This is a genomic window from Micromonospora sp. LZ34, from assembly GCF_052981855.1.
In genome coordinates, this window is sequence record NZ_JBRIQN010000059.1 from 1 (window position 1) to 26239 (window position 26239).

The 26239-nt window shown below is 70.4% G+C and carries 18 protein-coding genes and 5 pseudogenes; 10 read left to right on the forward strand and 13 right to left on the reverse strand.

Features of this window, described 5'->3' with window-relative positions; translation table 11 throughout:
- The first annotated feature begins 371 nt into the window (after positions 1-371).
- Together ACVCAH_RS33260 and ACVCAH_RS33265 are read left to right on the forward strand one after the other, a co-directional pair.
- Positions 372-1829 (forward strand): APC family permease, encoded by a 1458-nt coding sequence (locus ACVCAH_RS33260; protein ID WP_447140208.1) that lies wholly within the window; start codon positions 372-374, stop codon positions 1827-1829.
- A gap of 304 nt (positions 1830-2133) precedes the next feature.
- The gene (locus ACVCAH_RS33265) at positions 2134-2880 is read left to right on the forward strand and encodes a hypothetical protein (RefSeq protein WP_447140209.1); all 747 of its coding nucleotides are present in this window, start codon (positions 2134-2136) and stop codon (positions 2878-2880) included.
- On the opposite strand, the pseudogene ACVCAH_RS33270 reads toward ACVCAH_RS33265, so the two are convergent.
- Positions 2878-3635 (reverse strand): annotated as a pseudogene (locus ACVCAH_RS33270) (IS701 family transposase); the annotation flags it as partial. The gene ACVCAH_RS33265 and the pseudogene ACVCAH_RS33270 overlap by 3 nt on opposite strands.
- A 350-nt stretch (positions 3636-3985) precedes the next feature.
- Here ACVCAH_RS33270 and ACVCAH_RS33275 point away from each other — a divergent pair.
- The 3 genes and pseudogenes from ACVCAH_RS33275 to ACVCAH_RS33285 form a co-directional block, all read left to right on the forward strand.
- On the forward strand, positions 3986-7423 hold the full coding sequence (locus ACVCAH_RS33275; protein WP_447140210.1) for a phosphocholine-specific phospholipase C: 3438 nt from the start codon (positions 3986-3988) through the stop codon (positions 7421-7423).
- 784 nt (positions 7424-8207) lie between these two features.
- Positions 8208-8786, forward strand: a complete 579-nt coding sequence (locus ACVCAH_RS33280; RefSeq protein ID WP_447140228.1) for an IS110 family transposase — start codon at positions 8208-8210, stop codon at positions 8784-8786.
- Positions 8787-8863: 77 nt separating this feature from the next.
- Positions 8864-8929: pseudogene (locus tag ACVCAH_RS33285) on the forward strand (hypothetical protein); the annotation flags it as partial.
- Between the two features lie 40 nt (positions 8930-8969).
- On the opposite strand, the gene ACVCAH_RS33290 reads toward ACVCAH_RS33285, so the two are convergent.
- The 10 genes and pseudogenes from ACVCAH_RS33290 to ACVCAH_RS33335 form a co-directional block, all read right to left on the reverse strand.
- Positions 8970-9185, reverse strand: a complete 216-nt coding sequence (locus ACVCAH_RS33290) for a hypothetical protein (protein WP_447140231.1) — start codon at positions 9183-9185, stop codon at positions 8970-8972.
- Between the two features lie 66 nt (positions 9186-9251).
- Entirely contained in the window at positions 9252-10082 is an 831-nt protein-coding gene (locus tag ACVCAH_RS33295) for an amidohydrolase family protein (RefSeq protein WP_447140211.1), read from the reverse strand.
- A complete protein-coding gene (locus ACVCAH_RS33300) occupies positions 10079-11059 on the reverse strand; it encodes an aldo/keto reductase (protein ID WP_447140212.1) in 981 nt (326 codons plus the stop codon). Before ACVCAH_RS33300 ends, ACVCAH_RS33295 begins: the two co-directional genes overlap by 4 nt.
- Positions 11037-12069 (reverse strand): annotated as a pseudogene (locus ACVCAH_RS33305) (ABC transporter permease). The gene ACVCAH_RS33300 and the pseudogene ACVCAH_RS33305 overlap by 23 nt, the downstream one beginning before the upstream one ends.
- On the reverse strand, positions 12062-13579 hold the full coding sequence (locus ACVCAH_RS33310) for a sugar ABC transporter ATP-binding protein (RefSeq protein WP_447140213.1): 1518 nt from the start codon (positions 13577-13579) through the stop codon (positions 12062-12064). The pseudogene ACVCAH_RS33305 and the gene ACVCAH_RS33310 overlap by 8 nt, the downstream one beginning before the upstream one ends.
- Positions 13580-13660: 81 nt before the next feature.
- On the reverse strand, positions 13661-14023 hold the full coding sequence (locus ACVCAH_RS33315) for a hypothetical protein (protein WP_447140229.1): 363 nt from the start codon (positions 14021-14023) through the stop codon (positions 13661-13663).
- Complete coding sequence (locus tag ACVCAH_RS33320) at positions 13981-14664, reverse strand: sugar ABC transporter substrate-binding protein (RefSeq protein ID WP_447140230.1); 684 nt, start codon at positions 14662-14664, stop codon at positions 13981-13983. Before ACVCAH_RS33320 ends, ACVCAH_RS33315 begins: the two co-directional genes overlap by 43 nt.
- 37 nt (positions 14665-14701) lie before the next feature.
- The gene (locus tag ACVCAH_RS33325; protein WP_447140214.1) at positions 14702-15511 is read right to left on the reverse strand and encodes an SDR family NAD(P)-dependent oxidoreductase; all 810 of its coding nucleotides are present in this window, start codon (positions 15509-15511) and stop codon (positions 14702-14704) included.
- Positions 15508-16821: an L-fuconate dehydratase gene (locus ACVCAH_RS33330; RefSeq protein ID WP_447140215.1), complete on the reverse strand. Its 1314-nt coding sequence runs from the start codon at positions 16819-16821 to the stop codon at positions 15508-15510. Before ACVCAH_RS33330 ends, ACVCAH_RS33325 begins: the two co-directional genes overlap by 4 nt.
- A pseudogene (locus ACVCAH_RS33335) lies at positions 16818-17671 on the reverse strand (fumarylacetoacetate hydrolase family protein). Before ACVCAH_RS33335 ends, ACVCAH_RS33330 begins: the two are co-directional and overlap by 4 nt.
- A 356-nt stretch (positions 17672-18027) precedes the next feature.
- Between ACVCAH_RS33335 and ACVCAH_RS33340 the strand changes: the two are divergent.
- From ACVCAH_RS33340 to ACVCAH_RS33360, 5 genes and pseudogenes are all read left to right on the forward strand, one after another.
- Complete coding sequence (locus ACVCAH_RS33340) at positions 18028-18132, forward strand: hypothetical protein (RefSeq protein ID WP_447140216.1); 105 nt, start codon at positions 18028-18030, stop codon at positions 18130-18132.
- A 309-nt stretch (positions 18133-18441) separates the two neighbouring features.
- Positions 18442-18669: pseudogene (locus tag ACVCAH_RS33345) on the forward strand (hypothetical protein); the annotation flags it as partial.
- Between the two features lie 130 nt (positions 18670-18799).
- Complete coding sequence (locus ACVCAH_RS33350; RefSeq protein ID WP_447140217.1) at positions 18800-19138, forward strand: DUF4832 domain-containing protein; 339 nt, start codon at positions 18800-18802, stop codon at positions 19136-19138.
- Between the two features lie 151 nt (positions 19139-19289).
- The gene (locus tag ACVCAH_RS33355; RefSeq protein WP_447140218.1) at positions 19290-21296 is read left to right on the forward strand and encodes a hypothetical protein; all 2007 of its coding nucleotides are present in this window, start codon (positions 19290-19292) and stop codon (positions 21294-21296) included.
- 43 nt (positions 21297-21339) lie between these two features.
- The gene (locus ACVCAH_RS33360) at positions 21340-22416 is read left to right on the forward strand and encodes a LacI family DNA-binding transcriptional regulator (protein ID WP_447140219.1); all 1077 of its coding nucleotides are present in this window, start codon (positions 21340-21342) and stop codon (positions 22414-22416) included.
- A gap of 37 nt (positions 22417-22453) precedes the next feature.
- On the opposite strand, the gene ACVCAH_RS33365 is transcribed toward ACVCAH_RS33360, so the two are convergent.
- Entirely contained in the window at positions 22454-23713 is a 1260-nt protein-coding gene (locus tag ACVCAH_RS33365; RefSeq protein ID WP_447140220.1) for a Gfo/Idh/MocA family protein, read from the reverse strand.
- Positions 23710-26121 carry a polysaccharide lyase family 8 super-sandwich domain-containing protein gene (locus tag ACVCAH_RS33370; RefSeq protein ID WP_447140221.1) on the reverse strand — a complete coding sequence of 804 codons (2412 nt, stop codon included), beginning with the start codon at positions 26119-26121 and terminating at the stop codon, positions 23710-23712. Before ACVCAH_RS33370 ends, ACVCAH_RS33365 begins: the two co-directional genes overlap by 4 nt.
- Positions 26122-26239 lie beyond the last annotated feature (118 nt).

A 26239-nucleotide genomic window follows, 5' to 3' on the forward strand; every position in this document is an offset into this window, starting at 1 on the left:
GCCAGCGGCTACGCACCCGCACCGCGACCACCCGACGTCACCGCGGACACCTCAACCCCGCTTAACTTCGAAGAGCCGACATCTCTCAGAAGTTTCCCGTCGTTCCGGCAGCCAACGCAGACTGCGCGGAAAGTTTCCCTTGCCACCCTTTGAACCGGCCCCCTGCGAAGTCGCCAGGGAAGCCGCGTGGTCCTGGCGCGGGCGCACTTTGGAGGAATCCCCAACATGCTGAGCCTGACCGGCCCGGCCGCTCTTGTTGTCCCCTGTGGACACTCGGTCCTGTCTCTTCGGCGGAGGCTAGCCTCGCACGGGCGGCGATCGGACGCCTCACGCCCCAGACTGGCTCCCACGACGGCGAAGGAACGTCGGCGATGACGATGCACGTGCAGGTGGCGCTTGCACGCAAGACGGTCAGCTCGTGGGGGATGTGGGTGTTCGGCGCGGCAGCATCGGCCCCAATGGTGGTGCTCGTCGGCAGCATCGCGGCCACCTACGCCACCACGGGGGTGACCAGCCTTCCCCTGGTGTTCCTCCTGGTCGGCGGCGTGGTGGCGCTGCTGGCGATCGGGTACACGGCGATGTCGCGGCTGGTGCCGCACCCCGCTGCGTACTACGCCATCCTGGCCCGCGGTCTGGGCCGGCGCCAGGGTGTGGCCGGCGGCGTCGTCGCGCTGGTGGCCTACAACGCGATCCAGATCAGCCTCTACGGGCAGTTCGGCGCGACCCTGTCCGGTTTGATCGGCGGCAGCTGGTGGGTGTGGGCGGGCGTGGCTCTGATGCTGGTGGGGGTGGTAGGGGTCCGTGCAGTCACCGTGTCTACGGCACTGCTCGCCGCCGTCCTGGCCGGCTCGTTGGTCATCGTCGTTCTGTTCGTGGCGTCCGCGATGGCGGATTCCGCCGGCGGCGCCCTGTCCTGGAACGGGTTCTCGCCGTCCGGCCTAGCGGTCAGCGGAGTCGGCGGCGCGGTCGCGCTGTGCCTGGCCGCGTTGATGGGCGTCGACGCCCCTGCTTCCTTTGCCGAGGAAGCCCGCGATGTGCAAGGGCTGACCCGCGCGGTGTTCGCCGGCGTGTTGGTGCTGACGGTGGTGTACGCCGTGGCGGCGTGGGCCATGGGCGTCGCGCTCGGCCCGGACCAGGTTGCCGCGGTGTCAGCTGATCCGGCCGGCGGGCTGCCGTTCTCGATATTGGAGCAGCGGCTGGGCGGGTTCATGACACCCCTGGCGCAGATGCTGCTGATCTTCGCCATCATCGCCTCGATGCTGGCGTTCCACAACGTGGCGGCCCGGTACGCGTTCGGGATGGCCCGCGAGGGGGTTCTGCCGCCGGCGCTGGCCCGTGCCGGCAGCGGCACGCGGCTCAGCGCCCCGGTCGGAGGGTCCCTGCTCCAGTCCAGCGTGGCTTTGGTGGTCGTGGCCGCCGCAGCGATCCTGGGAGCAGACCCGGTCGCCGGGCTGTTCACCTGGTCATCGACGCTGGGTGCTCTTGGGCTGCTGTGTCTACTGCTGGCCGCCTCGGCGGCGGCAGTGGCCTCCCGCACCCGGCTGCTGTCCGGCGTGGGCGTGTTGACGTCGGTGACCGCGCCGCTGTGCGGACTGGCCCTGGGCGTGATCGTCCTCGCCACGATGGTGGTCAACGTGGGGTCGCTAGTGGGTGCCGCGCCCGGCTTCCCGACGCCGTACCTGCTGCCGGTAATCATCATCGCTGCAGCCCTCGCCGGGGCAGGGTGGGCGAGCTGGCTACGGCGGGCCCGTCCGGAGGTTTACGACGGCATCAGCGGGGGCCAGCCCGATGCCCACGCCGTGCCCGACGAACTTGGCCTCAAGTTCTAAGCGGGGACTCATGACATATCCGAAGGCATCAGGCCGGCACCACATGAATATTGAGCAGCCCTCGATCGGCTTGCCGGCAGACGCACCCGCCGATTGGTCCGCTCGGCCGCCCGCCCGGCCACCGTCGGGCGGACACCCAACGCCCGCCCCGAGGGAGAGGACGGGACGCCCCGGTCATGGACACCAGCCGGGTCAACCTCCGCTGCAGCCAGGGGATCGGCCGTCACAACGGCTTCAGCAGCATCCCCCTTCGGCCGTGTCACCACCATCGGCGCCACCCGCCGCTGAGCCGCTGAGTCAGCCCGTGGTTCCCAGCGCCGACGAGCGTACCTGGATCGATCTGCGGTTACAGGTTGCCTCCCGGCTTCGACGGGTCAACTCCAAGCACTGCCACGAGGCGTTCGACCGGCTCGGCAAACGCAACGCCCTCGGCCCGCACGGCGTAGTGCTGTTCTACGCCGCCCCAGTCCCGAGCATGCCGTACGGCTACCGGGTGCTGATCGCAACTCGGCTGTTCCTGGCCGGCCCGGAGTCCGACGACCTGCCCAGCCTGCTGCACAAGCTGGCCAGCACCGCCAAGGGCAACATCGCGCGCGCCGCCAAGAGCGGTCGTCGGTGGGATCCCCGCGGGCCCGACGGGACGATGGTTAACGGTGGCGACCCGGACATCCCCCGCGACGCGAAATACGTCGGCGTCGGCGTCACCACCCTCGACACCGACGCCGGATCCTGGCACAGCGTCGCCACCATCCTGCGCAAGCAACCCCGACACCTGGCCCGTCGGTTGTCGATGTTCGACCTGTCAGGGCAGGGCATCGTCGTGCTGAGCGACGGTACAACCCTCAGAATGGTGCGAGACCCGCACCGGCGCTTTGGCCAAGACGAGTTCACCAGCAACAAGAGCCTCGACGTCACCGCCGGCTGCTGGCACCACCACTCGCACACCGACCTCACCGGACAGGGTGACCAGACCTTACGCGCGGCGTGGACGAACCTCATGGAGCTGCACCGCATCCTCGCTGGCCACCTGGTCGCCGGGCGGCTCGCGTGACGCCGGACGATTAGCTCGCCGCCATGCCCGGCGTCGGCCTGGACAGCGCTGTCGACGTCGACGGCGCTGGCAGGCGCTGTGGACCCAGGCCGCGCGGGTGATGCCCATCGTGGTGGTGATCATGTCGTCGTTGCGGCGGGTCGCGACCACATCAGCCACATCCCGGTCTTCCAACCACAGCCGCAGCGACTTCGACTGTCCGTACGCCTCGTCCATCGTCACCCACCCGACCGGCACCCGGTTATCGAGGGCGCGGGCGAGCATGGTGCGGGCCATCTGCACCTTCGTGGCGAACTCCACCTCGTCCGGGATCCCGGCGGCCTGGCACCGGTCCCGGTCCTCGGTCCACGACATCGGGCGGCAGACCTGCCGGTCGATCAGCGCGTGGCCCTTGCTGGAGCGGTAGGCGAGGAACACCCCGAGCCGGCAGTTCTCCGTCCGACCGGCGGTCCCGGAGTACTGGCGTTACACCCCGGCCGACCGCGTGCCCTTCTTCAGGAAGCCGGTGCCGTCGACGATCAGCACACCGGCCGGGTCGCCGAGGTGCTCGACGACGTAGTCCCGCACATCGTCCCAGTCGGCCCACCGCAACAGCCGCTGCATCCCGTCCGGCGGCACGTCCCCGGCCTGCTCCGCCAGGGTCCAGCCGTTCTTGCGGCCCAGGCCTGAGACGAGCCCCGCACAGGTTTGCCGCACCCGCCGCCGCAGTTCCGACCGGCAAAGCCGAGGGCGATCCGCGCGTGCAACCGGTCCAACTCCCCATGCCACCGGCCAACATCACAGGCAAGCCAACGAACGCGAGTCGAACTCGATTCGCCCACTGTCGTTGCAGTATTAGACCGCCCTGCTTCGGTAGCCGATCTTCGTGGAAGCGATTGCTGTCGGTCTCCCTTTGGAGGGAATGGAAAGGTGTTCATTGGAGTTGGCCTCCCGTTTTACCTGAGGGTCGACTCAGGTGCAAGACTCAGCAGGATGCAATGGACTTGTCAGATGGTCAGGCAACACGTGTAGCTGGACAGCCCTCGCACCAGGCTTGCGCGGCAGCCTTATTTACCAGGCTCTCAAGGGTTGTCTTGTGCTAAGGGAGCGACCTAGTCTCCGCACCATGTCTGATATCTCTCGCCGCAGGCTTCTCGGCGCCATTGCCGGTGGCACCGCGCTCTCTTTTCTGCCCCCGTCACTGCTGAAGGCGATGGCCGCGCCGCTGCCTCCTGGTGGTATGGATGCGATTGAACATGTCGTCATCCTGATGCAGGAGAACCGTTCCTTCGACCACTACTACGGCACCCTCAAGGGCGTGCGCGGCTTCGGCGACCGTACGCCGCTGCGTCTGCCCACCGGGGCCACCGCCTTCGAGCAGCCTCGGTCCGGCGGTGGCACAGTCCTGCCGTTCTCGGCCCGGCAGGCGGCGGTCGACGCCGGCCGCCCCGAGAGCGATATCCAGTATCTGGGCGCGCTCCCGCACGGCTTCTCCGACGCCAACCGGGCCCGGGCGAACGGCTGGTGGAACGACTGGGTCGCGGCCAAGGGCCAGAGCACCATGGCCTTCTACGACCGGCGCGACATCCCGCTCCAGTACGAACTGGCCGACCGTTTCACCATCTGCGACGCCTACTTCTGTTCGGTCTACGGCTCGACCAACCCCAACCGCAACTACCTGTGGACCGGCACGACCGGCTACGAGCCGGGCGGCGTCAACCGGGCTGTCACCAACGCCGCGTACTCGTACACCCACGCGGGCTATGACTGGACGACATACCCCGAGCGCCTGGAGGCCGCCGGCGTCTCCTGGCAGATCTACCAGGAGTGGGACAACTTCACCGACAATGCGGTGGAGTACTTCCGGCCCTGGAAGGAGATCGGCCGGAAGATCCTCTCCAAGGTCAGCGGCCAGTACTCCACCACCGAGCAGTTCTACGACGGCCTGCGGGGCAAGACCGCGGACCAGCAGAAGGCCACGCTGGCCCAGTTCCAGCAGGGTGTCGACTCGCTGACCGAGGCGGAACGCCGCCTGTTCATGCGGGGTGCCTACCGCTCCGAGCCGAATACCCTCGTCCAGCGGATCCGGTCCGACATCAAGAACGGCACGCTGCCGAAGGTGAGTTGGCTGGTTCCGACGGCAGCGCTCTCCGAGCACCCCAGCACCTCCACCCCGGTCGGCAGCGCCAACCTCATCTACGACCTCCTCGACGCCATCGCAAGCGACCCGAAGACCTGGTCGAAAACGGCTTTGTTCATCAACTTCGACGAGAACGACGGCTACTTCGACCACGTGCCCGCCCCGGTCGAGCCCCGGCCGGACTCCGGCAACAGCGACGACTGGTTCAACGGCCTCCCGGTCGGCCCCGGCCCACGGGTGCCGATGACGGTCGTCTCGCCGTGGACAGTGGGCGGCTTCGTCTGCTCGGAGGCGTTCGACCACACCTCGGTCATCCGGTTCCTGGAGAAGTGGACCGGTGTCCAGGAGCCCAACATCAGCGCCTGGCGCCGCAGCGTGTTCGGCGACCTGACCTCCGCCTTCGACTTCAACCGCGGATACGCGCAGCCCAAGCTGGAGCAGCCCGGCCCGGTGCCGTCGAAGGTCGGCCGCTGGAACCCCGTACCGCCAAAGAACCAGTCGCTCCCGGAGCAGGAACCCGGCACCCGCCCGACGCGCCCCTCTCCGTACCGGCTGTCCCTGCGGGCCGACGTCACTGGCTCCGGCGTCCGCCTCCGGCTCGACAACGCGGGCACCACCGCCGCAACGTTCACCGCCTACCCCGGCGACGGCACCGCCCCGCGCACGTGGACCGTCTCCGCGGGCGGGACCGCCGACAACACGGTCGGGTACGGCGCCGACGGCTACGACCTGCAGGTCAGTGGCCCCGGCTGGTCCGTCTGGGAGCTGCGCGGCACCGGTGTGGGCGCTGAGGCGTACCTGGTCGAGCAGGCCGTCCCCGGCCAGGTGAAGGTCCACTGCGCCAACCCCTCCACCGCCACCCGCACGCTCCTCGTCGGCGAGTCAGTCTACCCGCGCAACCCCGGTGACCATGTCCAGACCGTCACCCTCGCACCCGGCGAGACCCAGACCGTGCCGATCCACCTTCCCGGCCACGGCTGGTACGACATCGTGGTCGTTGACCAGGGGGATCCGGCGTTCCTGCGCCGGATGACCGGACGCCTGGCCGACGGCAGGCCCGGCGTCACCGACCCGGCGACCGGTACCGCCCCGGCGCTGGCCGCGACGATTACCCTGCCGGAGCCGCTGCCCTCCCTGGACACGCCGTTCGCGCAGGGTAACCCGGCCGATGTCGTCGTCACCGTGCGGAACCAGGCCGACGCCAAGCTCGACCAGCTCTCGGTCGCCTTGCTCGCCCCCTCCGGCTGGACGGTCGAGCGGACCGCCGCAGCGCCGACGGTGGTCGCCGCCGGGGACTCGGCCGATGTGCGGTTCACCGTCACGCCTGCCCCGAACGCCACCGCAGGCAGCCTGGTGGTCGCCGCCCACGGCGACGGCAACGGCCTGCTGAGGCTCGCCGACGCACGCGTCCACTCCCGGGTCGCCCCTGCGATGAGCGTCTCGCTGACCGGTCCGGCGAGCTCGCCGGGCACCGACGGCACTGTGATCTCGCCGGGCAGGCCGGTCACCGTGACCGCCACCGTCGCCAATGCCGGCGGCACCCCGCTTACCAGTCTGGCCGCCACGCTGGCCCTCCCGACGGGCTGGACCGCCACCCCCAGGGGCGACGCGCCGGCGGCCGTTCCGGCCCGCTCCTCCGCCCGCCTGGAGTGGGACGTCGTCGCGCCCGCCTCGGCGGCGCGCGCCTCCGGCAGCCTCAAGGCGACCGTCACGGCGAATCTGAGCGGCAGCGTCCAGCAGGCAACCGCATCCCTGTCCGCCAAGACCGGGCCCGTCATGACCGGCTACCTGCTCGCGGAGGACTTCGAGTCCGTCGTCCCCGCGCTCGCCCCGGCGGCCGACCTCAGCCGGCCCGGCCTGCTCGGCTGGACCCGGACCACCCCCGAGGGCTGGACGGTCACCAACGCGCCGGCCATGCCGCAGGGCACCCGGGAGCTGCAGGGCTGGACCTTCCTGTCCAAGCAGTACTGGTTCCCCGGCGGGCAAAACCGCCCCAACTTCAGCCGGTCCCTCGGCGTCGTCGCGGTCGCCGACCCCGACGACTGGGACGACACCGGCAGCCCGTCCGGCCACGGCCGGTTCGACTCGACCCTGACCACCCCGGCAGTGGCCATCCCGTCCGGCACCTCCACCCTCTACCTGGGCTTCGACTCCCACTACCGTCAGGAGAGCCCGCAGGAGGCCGAGGTCACCGTCCAGTTCGACACCGGCGACAAGGTCCAGCTGCTGCACTACAGCAGCGCCACCTCCGGGAACACCAACCAGGGCCAGGACCAGGAGAACCGGCTCGTCCGGCTCTCCTGCCCCGTCCCGGCTGGGGCCACGTCGGCGAAGGTCAACTTCCGGATCTTCAATGCTGGCAACAACTGGTACTGGGCGATCGACAACGTCCGCCTGGGTACCAGCCCGATCGCCGACGCCTGACCGGCCGGCGGCCTGACCGCCTCCGCGCGGGGACGCATGGTCGTCCCCGTGCGGAGCCGCGGTGATGCGCCAGGAGGCGGGCCGTGTCGGCCGGCCGCCTCCTGGCGTGAGCGTCGCTGCCCACCTCAGGGCCGAGCGGCTGCCGCAGCGGGGCGGCCTCCTTCGGGCCCTGCCAGCCGCCGTGCGGTCCGAACGCGGGGATGCTCTTGCCCGACAATGGGAGGTTAATCCCGGAGTGGGTCAGGTCCACGGTGACCGCGGCGCCGGTGCCCGGCTTGTCGTACACGAAGTCGGAGTGGGCGCCGAGCAGGGCCAGGCCAAGCCGGTGGCCACCCTTGAACAGGTCGTCCTGCGGCAGCGTGCACCACGTGATCCGGTAGCACTGACCGGGTGTCAGCGGTGACGGGTTGCTTACGAGCTCTGTGAGGGTGTGGTGGCGCTCCTGGATGGGGTTGCTGCCATGATCGGTGTTCGGCGTCTTGGGTGACTCGTAAGAACTCTGGCCGCTTTGCGTGCCCTCGTTTGGGACCCGTCCTCAGGGCGCCGGCACCGGTCTGGCCCACCAGCTGTCCTGATCAGAAGCCTGTGCGCGTGGCTGCGCGTGACCCATCACAGAGTTGCCGCTTGGTGATCCCATCCAGACCGGTGCCGACCCTCGACCCCGGGTCTGGAAGGAGACCGAGGCCCAATGCCTATGCTGGCAGAGGTTGCCGACGCCGTCATCGGCGTTTGACACCCACCGCGACACGCACGCGCTGCAGATCGCGCACCCCAACGGCGACCCATCGCCGAACTCGCAATCAGCAACGACACAGCCGGAGACGCGCAGGCGATCGCATGGGCCTCGCGGTGGACGCCAGGCCCACGAGTGTTCTTCGCCGTGGAAGGCGCCCGCTCCTACGGCATCGGACTGGCCCGGGCGTTGCGCGCGGCCGGGCAACCCGTGGTCGAGATCGTCCGACCGGTGCGGGACAACCGCCGTCGCGGCAAGGGCAAGACCGACCAGATCGACGCCGGGTTGGCGGTTCTGGCTGCGCTACGCCTGGATATCGACCGGCTGCCGACGCCCCGCGCCGATGGGGACCAGGAAGCGCTGCGGATCCTGCTGGATGCCCGCGATGAGCTGACCACCACCCGCACCCGCAGGCCAACCGACTACGTGCCCTGTTGCTCACCGGCGACGACAGCGACCGACAGTTCGCCCGCGGCGCGCTCACCGTTGCTCGGCTCGATACCCTCGCCCGCCGCCACACCCGCCGCAGCGACGGCCGGGACGAACAGGTACGCCGAGCCGAAATTCGGCGGCTGGCCCGCGCGATCCGGCACGCAGACGTTGAGCGGGCCGACAACGGACGCCAGCTGACCGAGTTGGTCCACCAGATCGCCCCAGCCCTGTTGGGCCGACGTGGGATCGGACCAGTCAGCGCCGCACAGGCGATCGTGTCGTTCTCCCACCCCGGCCGGTGCCGCAACGACGGCGCCTTCGCCTGCCTGGCCGGCGCCAGCCCCATCCCCGCCAGCAGCGGCAAGACCATCCGCTGGCGACTCAACCGCGGCGGCGACCGCGCTCAACCGAGCCGTGCACACCATCGCCCACAGCCGCATGATCACCTGCCCACGCACCCGCGAGTACGTCGAACGGCGCCACGCCGAAGGCAAGACCACACCCGAAATCCGCAGATGCCTCAAGCGCTACATCGCCCGCGAACCGTTCCGCGCCCTGGGTGTCGTTCACGCAGGTGATGAAGAGGGCGATTCGCATGGTCAGCCCCTTTCGTTCAGCCGGTAGGTCGAGGCGCGGGAGCCGCCGACGGCGTGGCTCGTGCGGTCACGACAGGGCGTAGACGCGGCGTGCGGTGTCACCCAGCACGGCCGCCCGCTCGGCTACGGTGCACCGAGCCAGCAGCTCGTCGGTGAGCGTGAGCACGTCGTGGTAGCGGCCCGCCAGCTCGCACACCGGCCAGTCCGAGCCAAATAGCACCCGGTCGGCGCCGAACGCGGAGAGCACATGGTCGGCGTACGGCCGGATCCGCGTCGTGTCCCAGTCGTCCCAGACCGCCTCCGTGATCAATCCGGACAGCTTGCACACGACACCGTCGCACCGCGCCATCGCCGTGATCCAGGATGCCCAGGGCCCCCACTCGCCCGCCGCGATGGCTGGCTTGCCCGCATGGTCGACGACGAGCCGGACGCCGTCCAGCCGCTGGGCGACGGCCAGCGCGGCGGGCCGCTGCGGGGCCCGGACGAGGAGGTCGTACGCCAGTCCGCGCGCCCCGACGGCGGCGAGCCCTCGGGTCACGTCGTCGCGCCGTAGCCAGTCCGGGTCCGACTCGTCCTGCGCCTGGTGGCGTACGCCGACGAGTGGACCGGAGCGCAGCCGGTCGATCTCGTCGCCCGCGTCGGGGCGGGTCAGGTCGAGCCAACCGACGACTCCGGCCACCAGCCCCCCACTTGCCCGCGCGATGTCCAGGAACTCCTCGGTCTCGGCCACCGACGGCAGCGTCTGCACGAGAACGGTCGCGGTGACCCGATCAGCTGCCACGGCACGCAGGTCGCCCAGGGTGTAGCGGCGGCGGATCGGGGCGACGGCGTCGTCCGCCAGCCACGGGTACGTCCTGGCGGCGGGATCCCACAGGTGGTGGTGGGCGTCGACGATCATAGTTGGACCAGTCCTTCGGCGGCGAGGTCACGCCAGAGCGCGTCCGGAACCGGCGCACCGGCGAGTTCGACATTAAGGGTGACGTGCTCGGCGGTCTGCGCGCCGACCACCAGGGACGCGACCGCCGGATGCCCTGCGGTGAACCTCATCGCCGCCTGGGGCAGCGGCACCCCGTAGGAATTGCAGACCTCGGCGATGCGAATGGCCCGGACGTAGAGCGCGTCCGGGATCGGACGGTAGTCGTATGTACGGCCCGGTTCCTCGGTGGCGAGCACCCCGCTGTTGAACACGCCGGCGGCGAGCACGGACACCCCGCGGTCCAGGCAGCGGGGCAGAAGGCTCTGTGCCGCCGACTGGTCCAGCAGCGTGTACCGCCCGGCGAGCAGGACGGCGTCGATGTCGGTCTCGGTGACGAACCGCTCCAGCATCTGCCACTGGTTCATGCCGACGCCAATGGCACCCACGACGCCCTGACTACGCAGGTCGTGCAGCGCCGGGTACGCCTCCTCGACGGCTTGACGCCAGTGCTCGTCGGGGTCGTGGATCAGCACGACATCGACCCGATCCAGCCGCAGCCGGGCCAGGCTCGACTCCAGCGATCGGTGTACGCCGTCGGCGCTGAAGTCCCACCGTCGGGTGTGGTCGGCCGGCACGTCGAAACCGGCAGCCTCGTCGGTCCGGTACGCGGTCTCCGGGGTGGGCACCAGCAGCCGACCGACCTTGGTGGCGACGGCGAACTCGTCGCGGGGGCGGGCGCTCAGGGCGGCACCGAGCCGGCGTTCCGAGAGCCCTAGGCCGTAGTGCGGGGAGGTGTCGAAGAAGCGGATCCCGGCCTGCCACGCGGCGTCGACCGCACGGCAGGCCGTCTCGTCGTCCACTGCCCGAAGCAGGTTACCGATTCCGGCTCCGCCGAATCCGAGTGCCGTCACCCGTACCCGTGACCGGCCGAGCCGCTCAGTCCTCAACCCAGCCCCCACACCGTAGCGCCACCAGGATCACCAGCCCGTTGACCGCCTGGATCTGGTCGGGTCTGACCTGGGCCAGGGTGAGCACGTTCTGGATCAGGCCGAGCAGCACGACGCCGGTGAGGGCGCCGACCAGCGAGCCTTTGCCGCCGTCGAGGCTTATCCCACCGATCACCGCCGCGGCGAACACGGTGAAGATCATCCCGCTGCCCTGGCTGGCGGCCACCGAGCCGAGCCGACAGCATCAGCCCAGCCAGGGCGGCGAGCGCGCCAGCGACGATGAACGTCACCCAAATCGTCCGCTCGACGCGGATGCCGGCGGCCCGCGCGGCGTCCGGGTTGCCGCCGACGGCGTACAGCGAGCGCCCGAACCGGGTGTAGCCGAGCACGACGACGCCGACGGCGAAGGCCACGACAACGATCCAGATCGACAACGGGACGGTGAGGATGCGCAGACTGCCCAGGTTGTCGATGGTCGGGATCCGGTTGGCCAGGTTAGAGATGGTGGCGCCGCCGACGATTGCCAGTTGCAGGCCCCGCAACGCGATCAGCATCGCCAGCGTGACGATGAACGCGGAGAGCTTGAACCGCACGACCAGGAGCCCGTTGAACACCCCGATCAGCGCGCCGAACACGAGCGCCACCGGCAGCACCGTCCAGGTCGGCCACGCCACGCCGAGCATCGACGTCTGGCCGACCACGAGAAAGATCGCCACCGCCGGTGCTATGCCGACGATCGACTCCAGCGACAGGTCGAACTTGCCGACGATCAGCACCAGCGCCTCCGCCAGCACCACCAGCGCCAGCTCGGTCTGGTACTTCAGCACTGTGTCGACCAGGTACGCCTTGGTGAGGAACACGTCCGGCTTGAGCGTGTAACCGTAGATCAGCAACGCGATGATCGGTGGGACCAGGGCCAAATCGCGCAGCCGCGCCAGCCGCAGCCGGTTGATCGGCGGACGGGTGGGCTTGGGCGGTCGCGGCGGCGACTCCCGGGCGCCGACCGCAAGTATCTCAGACATGCTTCTCACCGATCCCTTCAATCTCGGCCACCACCGCAGCCTCGTCCCAGCCGCGGCGGTGCTCGGCGACAACGCGACTGGCCACCATCACCACCACCCGGTCACACACCCGCAGGTCGTCCAGTTCGTCGGAGACCAGCAGGGCCCCCCGACCGCCCCGGGTCTCCGCGTCCACCACGCCGAGCAGGGACTCCTTCGACCTCACGTCCACCCCGACCGTCGGATGCACCAGCACCAAGACCCGGGGGTCGCGGGCCAGCGCCCGGGCCATCACCACCTTCTGCGCGTTGCCCCCGGACAGCTCACCGACCGGCTGGTGTGGGCCGGCGGTGTGAACGTCGAAATCCGCGATCGCCTTGCGGCCTTGAGCGTCGCGCCGCTTCGGCAGCACCATGCCGGCCGGGCCGAGCCGATCCGCGACCGTCATCGTGGCGTTCTCCCCCACCGAGAGCCCGGGAACGAAGCCGTCGGCATTCCGGTCCGTCGGCAGGTACCCGATGCCGGCACGCAGCGCAGCCGGGACGCTGGCCGGCTTCACGGCGCTGCCCGCGACCCGGATCTGGCCGGTACGCGGGCGCAGCCCCACCACCGCCTCGGCGAGCTCCCGCTTGCCACTCGCGGCGGACCCGGCCACCCCGACGATCTCGCCCCGCCCGACGATCAGGTTGACCGGCCCGGTGAAGCCGGGCACCCCGACGCCGTCGAGGGTGAGCACCGGCTCAGCCTCGTCCGGCACCGGCGGCCGGTCCTGCCCGACCTGCACCAGCCCCCGCGCGTCACCGATCATCGCCTCGACGAGCTTGGCATGGTCCAGCTCCGCCACCGGCGCGGTCACGATGTGCCGGGCGTCGCGGAACACCGTCGCCCGCTGGCAGATCTCGTAGATCTCCGGCAGGTGATGGGAGATGAACAGGAACGTCACGCCCTGCCGTTGCAGGCGGGTGAGGCGGTCGAAGAGCCGCGCGATGGCCCGGGCCTCCAGCTGCGCGGTCGGCTCGTCGAGGATGACGAACCGCGCGCCGTGCGACAGCGCCCCGGCAATCTCCACCAGCTGTCGCTGCTCAACGGTCAGTTCCTTAGCCGGCGTGTCCAGGTCGACCAGCACCGACCACGACTCCAGAAGGTCCGTTGCGGCCCGCCGCAGCCGCGACTGGGACAGCAGACCAAACCGGCCGCGTGGCTGCCGGTTGAGGAAGAGGTTCTCCGCGACCGACAACTCGCCGACCACCGACGGCTTCTGGTAGACGCAGGCCACGTGCTGGCGCCAGGCGACACGGTCGCCCAGCGGCGGTGCCGGCTGGCCCGCGAAGCGGACCTGGCCGGCGTCCGGCTTGAGCAGCCCGGTCAGGACGCCCACCAACGTGGACTTGCCGGCACCGTTGCGGCCGACGAGCGCGTGCGTCTCGCCGGGCAGCACGGCCAGATTACCGTCGACGAGCGCCACGGTCGGGCCGAACCGCTTGGCGATACCGGTCGCCTCGACCACAGGTCTGGACTCATCGTCGACCATCACACAATCCCTCCGGTTCCCACCGCTGGACCGTGCGGCGCCGCCGGCCCGCAGGCCGCTCGGCGCCGCACCGATCCCGCTCTACTTCTTGTTGCCCCAGAGGGCGGGGGCATCGACGTTGTCCTTGGCGACCAGCGGCGCCAGCAGCTGGTCCTCGTAGCCGTTCGGGAGCTTGATCACGGTGCTGCCGTGGTCAGTCAGGCCCTCCTTCGGCAACACGCCCGCCATCGCCTGCTTGGCCCAGTACAGGCCGCACTGCGCGTAGGCGTCTGCCGGCTGGGACACCGTCGCGTCGATCTCGCCCTTGCGGATCGCCTCCAGTTCCTGGGGGATGCCGTCATTCGAGACGATGAAGATGTGCCGGGGATCGCCCGGCGGGAAGAGCAGCTTGCGCTGCTTAATCACCTGCAGGGTCGGGTCGAGGAAGACACCGCCGGCCTGCATGTACACGCCCTTGATATCCGGGTCGGTGGACAGTCGGGTCTCCAGGGCCGCCTGCGCGCCTTGCTCCCCTCCCACTCGGTCGGCTCCTCGAACACGGTGATAGCGGGAAACTTCTCGGTCATGCACTGCTTGAACGCCTCGGACCGGTCCCGCCCGTTGATCGACGACAGCGCCCCCTGGAACTCGATCACCTTGCCCTTGCCGCCGAGCTTCTCGCCGAGAAACTCACAGGCCTTCGTGCCGTACGCACGGTTATCGGCGCGGACGACCATGTAGACCTTGCCCCTGTCCGGCCGGGTGTCGACGCTGACCACAGGGATGTTCTTCTGGGCCAACTCGTCGAGCTTCGGACCGACCGCGCCGGTGTCCTGCGGAGCCATCGCGATCGCGCCCTGGGTGACCAGGCTGTCGACGTTGCTGATGAGCTTCTGGACATCGTTCTGCGAATTGGTCTGCCCGACCAGCTCGACGCCGACCTCACCAGCCTTGCTCGGGACGTAGCTGGCGTACGCGTTCCAGAAGTCGGAGTCGGCGCGCGGGAGGTCGACGCCGACCGAGCCGATACCGCCTCCGCCCGAAGCGGCGGGTTCGGCGGAGTCCTTGCTGCAAGCCGACGTGGAGGCGACGAGCAACACGGCCATGGACAACCGAGCACTCCTCGGGCGGTCACATCGATAGTCATGGGTTTCCTCGAATCACCGGCAGGGACGGGTTTTTGCGATCTGCGGCCGTTGTGGCGGCCTGCCGGAGGCGGAGCCCGTGCATGCCGCCGTCGACGGCGAGCACGGTCCCCGTGGTGGATGCGGCCAGCGGGCTGGCCAGGTAGGCGATCGCTGCGGCGACCTCGGCGGCGGAGACCAGCCGCCCGATGGGCTGCCGCGCGCGCAGGGCACCAAGCTCGGCGGCTGGGTCGACAGCCGCGTCGAGCAGGCGGCGGACCCAGGGGGTATCGACGGTGCCGGGGTTGACGCAGTTGACTCGGATCCTCTCGGCGACGTGGTCAGCGGCCATGGCGAGGGTCAACGCCTGCACGGCCCCCTTCGTCGCGCTGTAGAGTGCCCGGTTAGGTAGGCCGGCGGTCGCTGCGATCGAGCAGGTGTTGACGACCGCCGCGTGGGCCGACGCCCGCAGGTGGGGCAGGGCCGCCCGGGTGACCCGGACGATGCCCACCACGTTGACGTCGAAGACTTGGTGCCACTCGTCGTCGGCGTTCGCCTCGACGGTGCCCTGCGCCCCCGTGCCGGCGTTGTTGACCAGCACGTCGATCCCGCCGAGGCGCCGCGCAGCGGCGGTGACCGCCCGGGTCACCGAGTCCGGGTCGGTGACGTCGCAGCCGACGCCGACCAGCGGGGCCGGCACGCCGGACGGGTCCAGGTCGAGGCAGGCGACGGCGGCACCTCGCTCGGCGAGCAGCCGGGCGGTGGCGAGACCAATCCCGGAGCCGCCCCCGGTCACCACGGCGCACAGGCTGGCGAACTCGGCGCTCATACCGTCCGCACCTCCGTCCACACGGGCCCGTCTGGGTACGCGTAGTCGGCCAGAGTCCGGGCCTGGAGCGTGGCGCTGAACCCTGGTGAGGTCGGGGCGACGTACTTGCCGTCGCGAATGACTACCGGGTAGACGAAGTGTTCGTGCAGATGGTCGACGAACTCGATGACCCGGTTCTCCATGGAGCCCGACACCGCTACGTAGTCGAACATCGACAGATGCTGCACCAGCTCGCAGAGGCCGACGCCGCCGGCATGCGGGCACACGGGCACCCCGAACTTCGCGGCCATCAGCAAGATCGCGATGTTCTCGTTGACCCCCGCCACCCGCGCGGCATCCAGTTGCAGGTAGGAGATCCCGCCCGTCTGCAGGAGTTGCTTGAAGATCACCCGGTTCTGCACATGCTCCCCGGTCGCCACCTTCACGGGCGAGATCGCCCGGGCGATGGTGGCGTGGCCGAGCACATCATCGGGGCTGGTGGGTTCCTCCACCCACCAAGGGTTGAATTGGGACAATTCGCGAACCCAGGCGATCGCCTCCCCGACGTCCCATCGCTGATTGGCGTCGATAGCAATGCGGACATCCGGACCGACGGCGTCTCGCGCGATCGCCAACCTCCGTACGTCGTCGGCGAGGTTGGCACCGACCTTCAGCTTGATGTGGGTAAAGCCCTCAGCTACAGCGTCCTTGCAGAGTCGGGCGAGCTTGGCATCGTCGTACCCCAGCCAGCCTGGCGTAGTGGTGTAGCCGGGGTAGCCGTGCGCGAGCAGGTGTGCCTCGCGCTCGGCCTTGCCGGGCGCTGCGCGACGGAGGATCTCCAGCGCTTCCCCGGGGGCCAGCGCGTCCGAGAGATAGCGGAAATCGACCAGGTCGATGATCTGCTCCGGCATGAAGTCGGCGAGCAGTTTCCAAAGTGGCTTGCCCGCGCGCTTGGCGTACAGGTCCCACAGCGCGTTGACCACCGCGGAGATCGCCATGTGCATAACGCCCTTCTCCGGGCCGAGCCAGCGCAGCTGCGAGTCGTGCACCATCTCACGCCAGATGCCGCCGAGATCGTCGAGCGTAGCGGCCAAGGAACGTCCGACCACGTACGGCTCGAGCGCGGAGATTGCAGTGCTCTGGATGTCGTTGCCGCGCCCAATAGTGAAGGCGAACCCGTGGCCCTCGTATCCGTCCGGGTCGTCCGTCTCGATGATGACGTAGGCGGCCGAATAGTCGGGGTCGGTGTTCATCGCGTCCGACCCGTCATGCTGGCGAGAGGTGGGGAACCGGATGTCGTACGTCCGAAGGTTGGTGATCCGCGAGGTCATGACGCCTGCCCCACCGTCAGCCGCTGCGTGCCCAGACCATCGATCTCGACCTCGACCACGTCACCGGCCCGTAGGTAAGGTTTCGGCTCCGGCAGCCCCAAGGCCACTCCGGCCGGTGTTCCGGTGTTGATCAAATCGCCAGGTTCGAGCACCATGAACTGGCTGACATGGCGGACGATCTCGGCAACTCCGAAGATCATGTTCTTAGTGCTGCCGTCCTGGCGGCGCGTGCCGTTGACGCTCAAGCGCAAACCCAGCTGCTGCGGGTCGGGAACCTCATCGGGGGTGACGAGCCACGGTCCCAGCGGGTTGAAGGTTTCGCAGGACTTGCCCTTGTCCCATTGACCGCCGCGTTCGAGCTGAAACCCGCGTTCGGATAGGTCGTTGGAGATGGCGTAGCCCGCGACGCAGTCGAGCGCCGCAGAGTCGCTCTCCACGTAACGCGCGGTGCGACCGCGAGCTCGACCTCCCAGTCGGTCTTCACACTGCCTCGCGGGATCAGCACCTGGTCGTTGGGTCCGACCACCGCGTTCGGTGCCTTCATGAACAGGATCGGCTCGGCTGGCGGTTCCTGACCAGTCTCCGCCGCATGATCTGAATAGTTCAGCCCAACGCACACGATCTTGCCCGGGCGGGCGACCGGGGCGCCGAGCCGCACAGCCGGGTCGGCCACCACTGGCAGTTCGTCGGCCGCAATCGCGACGCGAGCCTTCTCGACACCATCTCCGGCGAGGAAGGCCCCATCAATCTCGTTCACCAGGCCGGAAAGGTCCACCAGTCGACCATGCGGGGTGAGCGCCGCTGGACGCTCCTGGCCGACCGCCCCCACTCGAAGTAACTTCAACTTCACACCTTCCGATTAAACATCGGATCTGTTGCCTAGTTGTATAGACGAGGTGCCGATGCGTTGCAAGAGCCAGCGAGGAGTCACCCCGCAAAAGGTCCGATGACTCTGCATCGAGCGCCAGCGGTGCGCGTAAGCCCGGTCAAGCCTTGGTCACCACCCCGGTGCCCCCGCTCTTGTCGGGCACCGCATCTAGCTGTACTGCCCAGGCACGTCGCAAGGTGGGCTCAGGGCGAAACGCGGCGCGCCGGGCGCTGGCACCGGAGGGGCCGCCGCGGTATTCGCCGCCGGCGAAGCCGCCGCTGAGCTTCGGGCAGGTGGGGTAGCCGGCCAGTGCCGGTCGTGGTCTGTGAACTGTCGCGGTGGCCGACCGGGTAGAGGTGTTCTGCCAGGGTCGCGTGGTTACCCGGCATGACCGGTGTTGGGAGGCGGCCACCCATCCTGCCGTGCCACGGTCAAAGATGTAAATAACTCCCACCATTTACCGCATTTTGTACAGCGCTGCATCTCGGCCAGCCGGCTCGCCATGAGTGGGGACAGTGGCGGTGAGCCGGCCTGGCCGAGACGTTCGCGGGGCGGTCCCGCACGCGGTCACGTGGCAGCTGAAGCCGATCATCGCCGCGCACCGCGACGTGATCCAGGTCTGACAGGCCGGGTTCGTCGGCGCCTGGGGCGAGTGGGGCCCGAACTGCTGGGACCACCAGAACTGGCCGGACGCCGTCAACGCGATCATGAACTCGATCGTGGCGGCACTGCCGCCCGCCGTGGACACCCAGATGCGCTACCCGTGGCACCGCAAGGACGTCACCGACCCGGCGGTGAAGGCCCGGATCGGCTTCCACAACGACTACTTCACCCTCGGCCAGGGCCAGTGGGACTACTACACGCCCTACAGCCAGTACTGGGGCACGATCCTGGCGGACTCGCCGTACATGCTGGTCAACGGCGAGATGCCGTGGGACAAGGGCCAGAGCACCGACCCGTACGCGTGGAACGAGGTCATCGACCCGACGAACGCGGCCCGGCGGCTCCAGTCGATGCACTACTCGACGTTCTCGCTGGTGCAACGCGACGATCACCTACCCGGCGTGGCGGCAGACCACCTTCACGCAGTCGGACATCCAGGCGAACGAGTTGCCCTTCGGCGACGGTTACTTCATCGACAGCGCCGGTCAGCCGGTGACCCGCACCGTCTACGACTACCTGCGCGACCACCTCGGCTACCGGATCCAGCTCGACCAGGCCCAGTTCGGCACCAACGCGGGCGCCTCGCTGCCGGTGAAGCTGTCGCTCACCAACGTCGGCTTCAGCGCCTCGCACACCCCGCGGCCGACGCAGCTGGTGCTGCTGTCCGCCACCGGTGAGGTGGTGCGCCGGGGCGCGGACTGGACGAGGTGGCAGGGCGCCCGGGCGACCGAGAACGGCGGCACGGCATCCCACCAACACAGTCGCTTTCGGCCACCCTCGACCTGACCGGGGTGCCGGCCGGCAGTTATCGTCTCGGCGTGGCCCTCTCCTCCGCCGACACCAGCAACCCCGCGTACGCGGTGCGGCTGGCCAACGGCGTGGTCGCGTGGCAGAACGGCGTGAACGTCATCGCCGAGGTGAAGGTGAGCTGACCCACGTGAGCGACCGCGCCCTGACCTGGACGATCTCCGGTGGCATGGTTCAGCTGGACCGTGCCACCGGCGCGCCGGTGCAGTTCTGCTACTCCGCCGCGCCGGACCGGCGCTACCTGCTGGACGGGGGGCTCGACATCTGGCACTCCGCCGAACACCGCTGGGGCGCCGGCTTCCTCGTCACCGACGTCGGCACGTGGCGCTGGAACCGCCCGGACGCCCTGGAACTCGACGAGGGGCACTCGGTCGCCCGGCACCGGCTCGGGGACGCGTTGGAGCTCGTCGTCTCCCGCGCCGCCGGCGACCGGCTCCGCGAGACCCACACCCTGCACAACCTCGGCCGGGATCCGGTGACGATCACGTCGTGGGGCATCGTGACCCCGTTCCGCGACGTGTACGACGACGCCGCGACCGCCCTGACGCGCGGCGTACACGCGCACGTCTGGACCGGCGGCGCCCGCTCGTGGGTCGCGGCCGTCCCGATGGACGGCGGCGAGGGCGTGCTCACCCTGCAGCTGGCCGAGGGCCGGCTCGACGCCTACTCGATCGAGTCCCGCAACACCTACTCCTCCTCGAACGTGCGCGGCCACATCGTGCTCCACCCCACCGACCTGGCGCGCAACCCCGGCGCGTTCGGCGGCCAGGCCGCGATCGTCGTACCCGCGGCCGGCAGCCACCGGCTGGCCTGGGAAGTCGGCTTCGATCGCACCGTCGACGACTTCGCCGCCCGCGTGCGCCCGGACGCGGCCGCCGACCGGTACGCCGTCGCGGTCGGTGGCCGGCTCGCGCTGCACACCGGGTCGGAGCCGATCGTCGTACGCGAGCCGGACCTGGCCCGCGTCGTCCGGGACGGCGACGCGGACCTGCTCGAGGGCAGCCGCCACGGCGTCGTCCACGTCGACGTGGGCGACGCCCGGATCGCCGTGCTCGTCCACGAGCCACTCGAGCAGCTGGTCCGGGCTCGGGTCGCCTACATCCTGACCCGGCAGCGGGCGGCAGAACGCGGCGGCCCGTCGGCGGCAGCCTTCGTCCCGGTCGACCGCCGTACGGACCTCACCCAGACCGTGAACGGCTGGCCGGACTGGTCAGACGGGGCCGAGCGGCTCGCGATGCCGACGCTGCTGCAGGAGGCCCTGCGCCGCGGCTGGTGCGACGAGGCCGCGACCGGCGACGCCCTGGCGGGGTGGGCGGTGTTCGCCCGCGAGTGCCTGGTCGACGACACTGGCCCGCCGCGCTGGGGCAGCGTCTCGTGGGTCACCAAGCCCCGGCTCTACAACGCTCCATGGCTGGCCCACTTCTTCGCCCAGCAACACCGGCTGCTCGGGTCCGCGGACGACCTCGAACTGGCCGCCCGGATCCTGGAGCGCAGCTACGAACTCGGTGCCGGCTCGCACCTGTCGATCGGGCAGCCGGAGGCGGTCGTCCTCGTCGGCTCGATGCTCGACGCCGCCGGGCAACCGGGGCGGGCGGATGCCTTGCGCGACCGGCTCCGGGCCACCGCCAAACACTTCGCCTCCGTCGGCCGTGACCTACCGAGCCACGAGGTGAACTACGAGCAGTCGATGGTGGCGCCGCTGCTCAGCCTCTTCGCCACCGTCCGGGCGCTCGACGGGAGCGGGTACGACGCGGAGCTGGCCGAGACCGTCCGCTGGCTGCGGGCGTTCGCCGGCCGGCAGCCGCACGCACGGATGCACCACGTGCCGATCCGGCACTGGGACGGCTACTGGTTCGGGCGCGACCGGCAGTGGGGAGACGTCTTCCCCCACCACTGGACCGTGCTCAACGCCGTCGCGCTGTCCCAGCTTCCCGAGCCGCACCGGAGCGAGGGAACCCGCACCGAGGCGGACGCGGTGTTCACCGCCAACCTCGCGTCGTTCCACCCCGACGGCAGCGCCACCTGCGCGTTCGTCATGCCCAGCACCGTCGACGGGCGACCCGCGTACCGGGAGGACCCGCTCGTCAACGACCAGGACTGGGCGCTCACCCTGTGGCTGCGCACGATGCGCTCATGACGGGCTGAGGGGCAGCGATGGTCCGCCACCACGGGGAGACCCGGTGAAGCTCGCCGAGGAACGCCAGGCCGCCATCCTCCGCGCCATCGAGCTGCGGGGAGTCGTGCACACCGCCGAGATCGCCGAGCGGCTCGGCGTCTCCCCAGTGACGATCCGGCGCGACATCACAGCGCTGGCCGACCGCGGTTTCGTTCGGCGCATCCATGGCGGCGCGGTCAGCGTTCGGACGGCCACCCGCCCGGGGTCCACCACCGCGCCGCCCCCCCGGGCCACGCTGGGATTGATGCTGCCGTCGGCCACCTACTACTACGCCGCCGTGATCCGCGGTGCCGAGGCCGCAGCGGCAGCCAGGGGGGTCCGGCTGGTCCTCGCGATCACCAACTACCTCGCCGAGGAGGACCGCCGGCAACTGGCCCGCCTGCTCGACGTCGGAGTCGACGGGCTGCTGCTGAGCACGTCCGAGGCTCCAGACCGGGACCCGGAGCTGGCATCGTGGCTGGCGGCCGTCCCGGTCCCCGTGGTGCTCGTGGAGCGCCGCGTCGACCTCCCCCAGGCCGCCCGCATCGGTCACGTCCGCACCGACCACGCGGGAGGCGCCCGACTGGCCCTGCACCATCTCGCGTCGCTCGGCCACTCCTCCGTGGCGATCGCGACGCGCGAGGGCAGCCCGACCACCCGCTGGCTGCTGGATGGCCATGCGGCCGCAGTGGCGCAGGGAGTCTTCGACCCCGGTGGGCCCGAACCGGTGCTCCTGCCACTCTCGGCCGAGAACCCCGCCGTACGCCACGGCGCCCTCGAGGCGCTGCTGGACCGGTGCGCCGAGCACGGGACCACCGCGGTGCTCGTGCACAACGACGAGGACGCCATCGCGCTGCTCCAGGTCGCCCGGGTCCGCGGCCTCTCCGTGCCCGCCGACCTCGCCGTCGTGGCGTACGACGACGAGGTGGCCGCCCTCGCCGACGTACCGCTGACCGCCGTCGCCCCGCCGAAGTCCGAGGTGGGCCGACTAGCGGTCGAGACGCTCATGCAGCAGTTGACCGGACCGCCCGAGCAGCCCGTCCAGCACGTGTCACTCCTACCCCGCCTGATGATCCGTGCCTCGACCGACGGTCCGCGCTGACGCGCCACGGCCCACGGAGGTCCCCTGACCCGGCCCGTCAGTCGAGGGTGACCACCGTGCCGCCGTGGCGGGCCCGCTCGGCGGCCCAGACGATCCGGTGGGTGGCGAGGCTGGTGGCGGCGTCGGATCCGGTCACGTCGGGCGTGCCGTCGGCGACCGAGCGCAGGAACGCCCTGACCAGTTCCCCGTCGGCGCCGCCGTGACCCTCGGCCGCGCTGGCACGGGCGGCGACCCCGGGTCGGATCTCCTCGCCGGTGTCGGTGAGGAAGTCATGCAGCACGATGCTGCGGCCGTCACCCTCGATGCTGCCGCGGGTGCCGAATATGCGGGTCTTGCGGAACTCCAGGTCGGTGAAGGCCGCCGCCGTGAAGCTGGCGGTCGCGCCCGAGGCGAACTCGAGGTTGACCACCTGGTGGTCGACGACGTCGTTGTGGCCGTCATACACGCAACGGCCGTACGGCCCGTCTCGCAGGGCCGTCTCGAGGTTCTCGGGCGTGACGTCGGGCGTCAGCACGCCCAGCGGCCACCGCTCGAACACCGGGTCACCCAGAAACCGCCGGTAGATCCGCGGCGCCGAGTAGGCGCACGTTCTCTCCACCGGGCAGTCAAGGCAGCGCGCCCCGGCCCCGGCCGGCTTGTGCTCGGGCCGGAACTCCAGCAGCGATCCGAACGACGACACCCGAGTGACCGGCTCGCCGACGACGTACGCCAGCCAGTCGAGGTCGTGGCAGCACTTGGCGAGCAGCATGGAGCTCGACTCGGACTCGACCGCCCAGTTGCCGCGTACGAACGAGTGCGCGAAGTGCCACCAGCCGATCGGTTCGAGGTGCTCGACGCTGGCGACCCGGCCGATCCGGCCGGCGCTCACGAGCTCCCTGATGGCCGCGGTGTACGGGGCGTACCGGAGCACGTGGCACACGACGAGCGAGACCCCGCCGGCCCGCACCGCCGCCGTAATCGCCACGGCCTCGGACTCGGTGGGTGCCATCGGCTTCTCGAGGAGGATGTGGTAGCCGCGACCGGCGGCGAGGATCGCCGGGTCCACGTGCAGCCGATCCGGCGTCGCGATGATCACGGCGTCGGCGAGCCGCTCCCGGAGCAGCAGGTCCGTCCAGTCGCCGAGCACGAGGTCGCCCGGGACCCCATGCTCGGCGGCGAGCCGGTCCCGCCGTACCGGGTCCGGGTCGGCGACCGCCACCACGCGGGCGCCCTCCCGAGCGGCGAGGCGGGCGTACCAGGCGCCCCGGGCTCCGGCACCGATGACGGCGAGTGTCGGCAGCGGGCGGTCGGTCCTCATGCGAGATCCAGCTCGACCGTGTTTCCCTGCGGCGCGGTCACCTCGAGGGTCTGCAGCGGCTCGGCGGTGACCACCCGGACCCCGGGCGCCGGCGCGAGCGCGGGCACCAGCTGCCCGAGGAAGGTCACCCGCACCGGGGTGGCCTGCTTCGTGGGCAGCGCCAGCGCGACGCGACGGCTGGTGCCGGTGGCGCGCACGATCACCGAGACCGGTCCGTCGGTGCGGAGCTGGCCTGCGGTGCCGGCCGCGAAGAAGTTCGCCATCAGGGTGCCGTCCTTGAGGCGGATCACCTGCGCCGTGGCGGAGTTCTCCACGACCGCGAACCCGGGGTTCTCGGCGGCGCGGGCCGTGTCCGCCGCGGAGGCGCCCGGCAGGACGGCGTACACGTAGGACGCCCCGGCGGCGCCGACGCCGTGGGGCACCCGCAGGGTGACGTACTCCCGGGTGTGCGGGGTGGTCGAGCCTGCAGTGTCGGCCCCCTGGTTGACGTCCCACCAGGAGCCGGTCCGCCGCTCCCGCTCGGCGACCAGCGCGCCCCCGTCGGGGAGGAGGTAGCCGGCGTGTCCCTCCAGGTGGGCGTGGGCGCCCGGGAGCAGCAGGCCGGCGTCGACCCGGTCGCCCGGGGTGGTCGCGACCGCCCCGCCGTTGATCCGCAGCTCGCCGCTGCTCTTGCGGTGCTCGACGACCGTGTACGCCGGCGTGCCGCTGGTGTCGGTGATGCCCGCGCCGAGCGCGACGACGCGGTCGGGGAGCATGAACCACGACTTGTACGCCGTCAGCTTGCCGCTGTGGTTGACGAAGTCGTTGCCCACCGTGCCGATCTCGCCTCGCGAGGACGCGCCGCCGTTGTAGGCGTTGGGCGCGCCCGGGATGCCGAAGCCGCTGGCGCCGCTGACCCGGGGCTCGCCGTTGACGGTGATGCCGGCCAGCTTGAAGGGGTCGGCGGTCGGCCAGTAGGCGTCGGTGTAGTGGCCCGGGTCGGCGTCGGTGTAGAGGTACGTCGCGCCGTCACCGTGATGGTAGCCGGTGATGTTCTCCCGGTTCCCCCACTCGAAGCGCCCGATCCGATTCGACGAGGTGCTGACCGTGAACGCCCAGCCCTCGCCCCGGTGCACCTTGCGCTCGTGCATGTGGTGCTCGACGTGGCCGACCGGCTCGGGGGCGGCCGCGACCGAGCCGTCGGCGAGCAGCTGCTCGGCGGTGGCCAACAGCGGCAGTGGCACGGTGGCGAGGAAGTCGGCGCCGGAGCGCGTCACCCAGCCCTTGATGGTGCCGCGGTACCAGGCGCCGACCTCGCCGGTCGCGACCCCGCTGAGCAGCACCATCTTGTGCATCGTGCCGAAGCCGTTGGTGAGGTCGGACTCGCGCTCGCGGGACACCGCCCGGCCGCGGACGGTGTCCATCATCCGGCCGTTCCAGATGTACGGCGCGAACGAGTCGCGCAGGAAGGCCGGCACCATCGCGGCGGCGGTGGCTGGCAGCGCCCAGGGCAGCCCCTCGAGGAGGTACTGCGCGTTGATCATGCCGGTCATCGCGACGTTGCCGTAGGTGCCGACGTAGGGCAGCTTGCCGTGCTGGATGAAGGAGCCGTCGGGGTAGAAGCCGTCGCCCTTTGTGGTGTAGGCGAACAGGCTGAGCGCGCCGCCGCCGGTCACGTCGATGATCGCGTCGCGGCCCAGCTGCACCTCGGCGTCGGAGCCCACCAGGGCGCCGCGCAGCATGCAGATGACCGCCTTGTCGGAGCGGTTGGCGCCGGTCTCCTTGAGGCTCTTGCCGGTGCCGCGGTAGTTCGGGTCGGGGGCGAACCGGCGGGTCGCCGCCATCCACTTCGCGAGCTCCTCGGTGGGGAGTACGGCGAACATCACGGAGCCGATGTCGGTGAGCCGGGTCGGGATGCCGATCTCCCAGAACCACCAGTTGCCCGTGGGCGACTTGGCGCTGGTGTAGCACCGGTCGCCGAGGAACGTCAGCGCGTCGACGACGGTGGTGGCCACGGCGGCGTCCCGGTGGTGGGTGGTGCCCGGGGTGGCCCAGCTGTAGGCGATGTCGCGCAGGCGGTTGTAGCACTCGCTCATCTGCGCGGAGTCGTTGACCACGTTGGGCTGGTCGGCCCAGAGCACGGCCCGTGTCGCGCTGGTGTCGAGGGTGGCCAGGCGCTGGGCGGCCCGCGCCTCGAGTGCGGAGATCTTGGTCTTCGCGACCTCGGACGGGTTGGCTGGGGCGCCCGTGAGCATCGCGGCGCGGCGGCTGATGATCGCCGCGAAGTCGCTCGGCGTCGCGGCGCGGGCCGGGCCCGCGGTGGCCAGCGCGCCGACGCCGGCGACCGCCAGCGCGCCGACCGAGGCGCCGAGGAAGGAACGCCTGCTCAGGGCGATGCGGTGGGACTTCTCTTCGTGCGGCTTAGACATGGCCGGAGCGTAGGAGCGCGTGCGCCGGGTCACAACCGAAGCGATCAAAAGCGTTCACGGCGGACCGGCTCCGCTCCGGCACTGCCTACGCGGTCTCGTCCTGAAGTACCCGCAACGC

Bases quoted from the DNA above. Each gene is read 5' to 3' on its own strand.
- ACVCAH_RS33260 (WP_447140208.1), top strand. From the start codon at position 372: ATGACGATGCACGTGCAGGTGGCGCTTGCACGCAAGACGGTCAGCTCG.
- ACVCAH_RS33275 (WP_447140210.1), top strand. From the start codon at position 3,986: ATGTCTGATATCTCTCGCCGCAGGCTTCTCGGCGCCATTGCCGGTGGC.
- ACVCAH_RS33290 (WP_447140231.1), bottom strand. From the start codon at position 9,185: ATGCGAATCGCCCTCTTCATCACCTGCGTGAACGACACCCAGGGCGCG.
- ACVCAH_RS33295 (WP_447140211.1), bottom strand. From the start codon at position 10,082: ATGATCGTCGACGCCCACCACCACCTGTGGGATCCCGCCGCCAGGACG.
- ACVCAH_RS33310 (WP_447140213.1), bottom strand. From the start codon at position 13,579: ATGGTCGACGATGAGTCCAGACCTGTGGTCGAGGCGACCGGTATCGCC.
- ACVCAH_RS33315 (WP_447140229.1), bottom strand. From the start codon at position 14,023: ATGCAGGCCGGCGGTGTCTTCCTCGACCCGACCCTGCAGGTGATTAAG.
- ACVCAH_RS33320 (WP_447140230.1), bottom strand. From the start codon at position 14,664: ATGGCCGTGTTGCTCGTCGCCTCCACGTCGGCTTGCAGCAAGGACTCC.
- ACVCAH_RS33325 (WP_447140214.1), bottom strand. From the start codon at position 15,511: ATGAGCGCCGAGTTCGCCAGCCTGTGCGCCGTGGTGACCGGGGGCGGC.
- ACVCAH_RS33330 (WP_447140215.1), bottom strand. From the start codon at position 16,821: ATGACCTCGCGGATCACCAACCTTCGGACGTACGACATCCGGTTCCCC.
- ACVCAH_RS33365 (WP_447140220.1), bottom strand. From the start codon at position 23,713: ATGAGGACCGACCGCCCGCTGCCGACACTCGCCGTCATCGGTGCCGGA.
- ACVCAH_RS33370 (WP_447140221.1), bottom strand. From the start codon at position 26,121: ATGTCTAAGCCGCACGAAGAGAAGTCCCACCGCATCGCCCTGAGCAGG.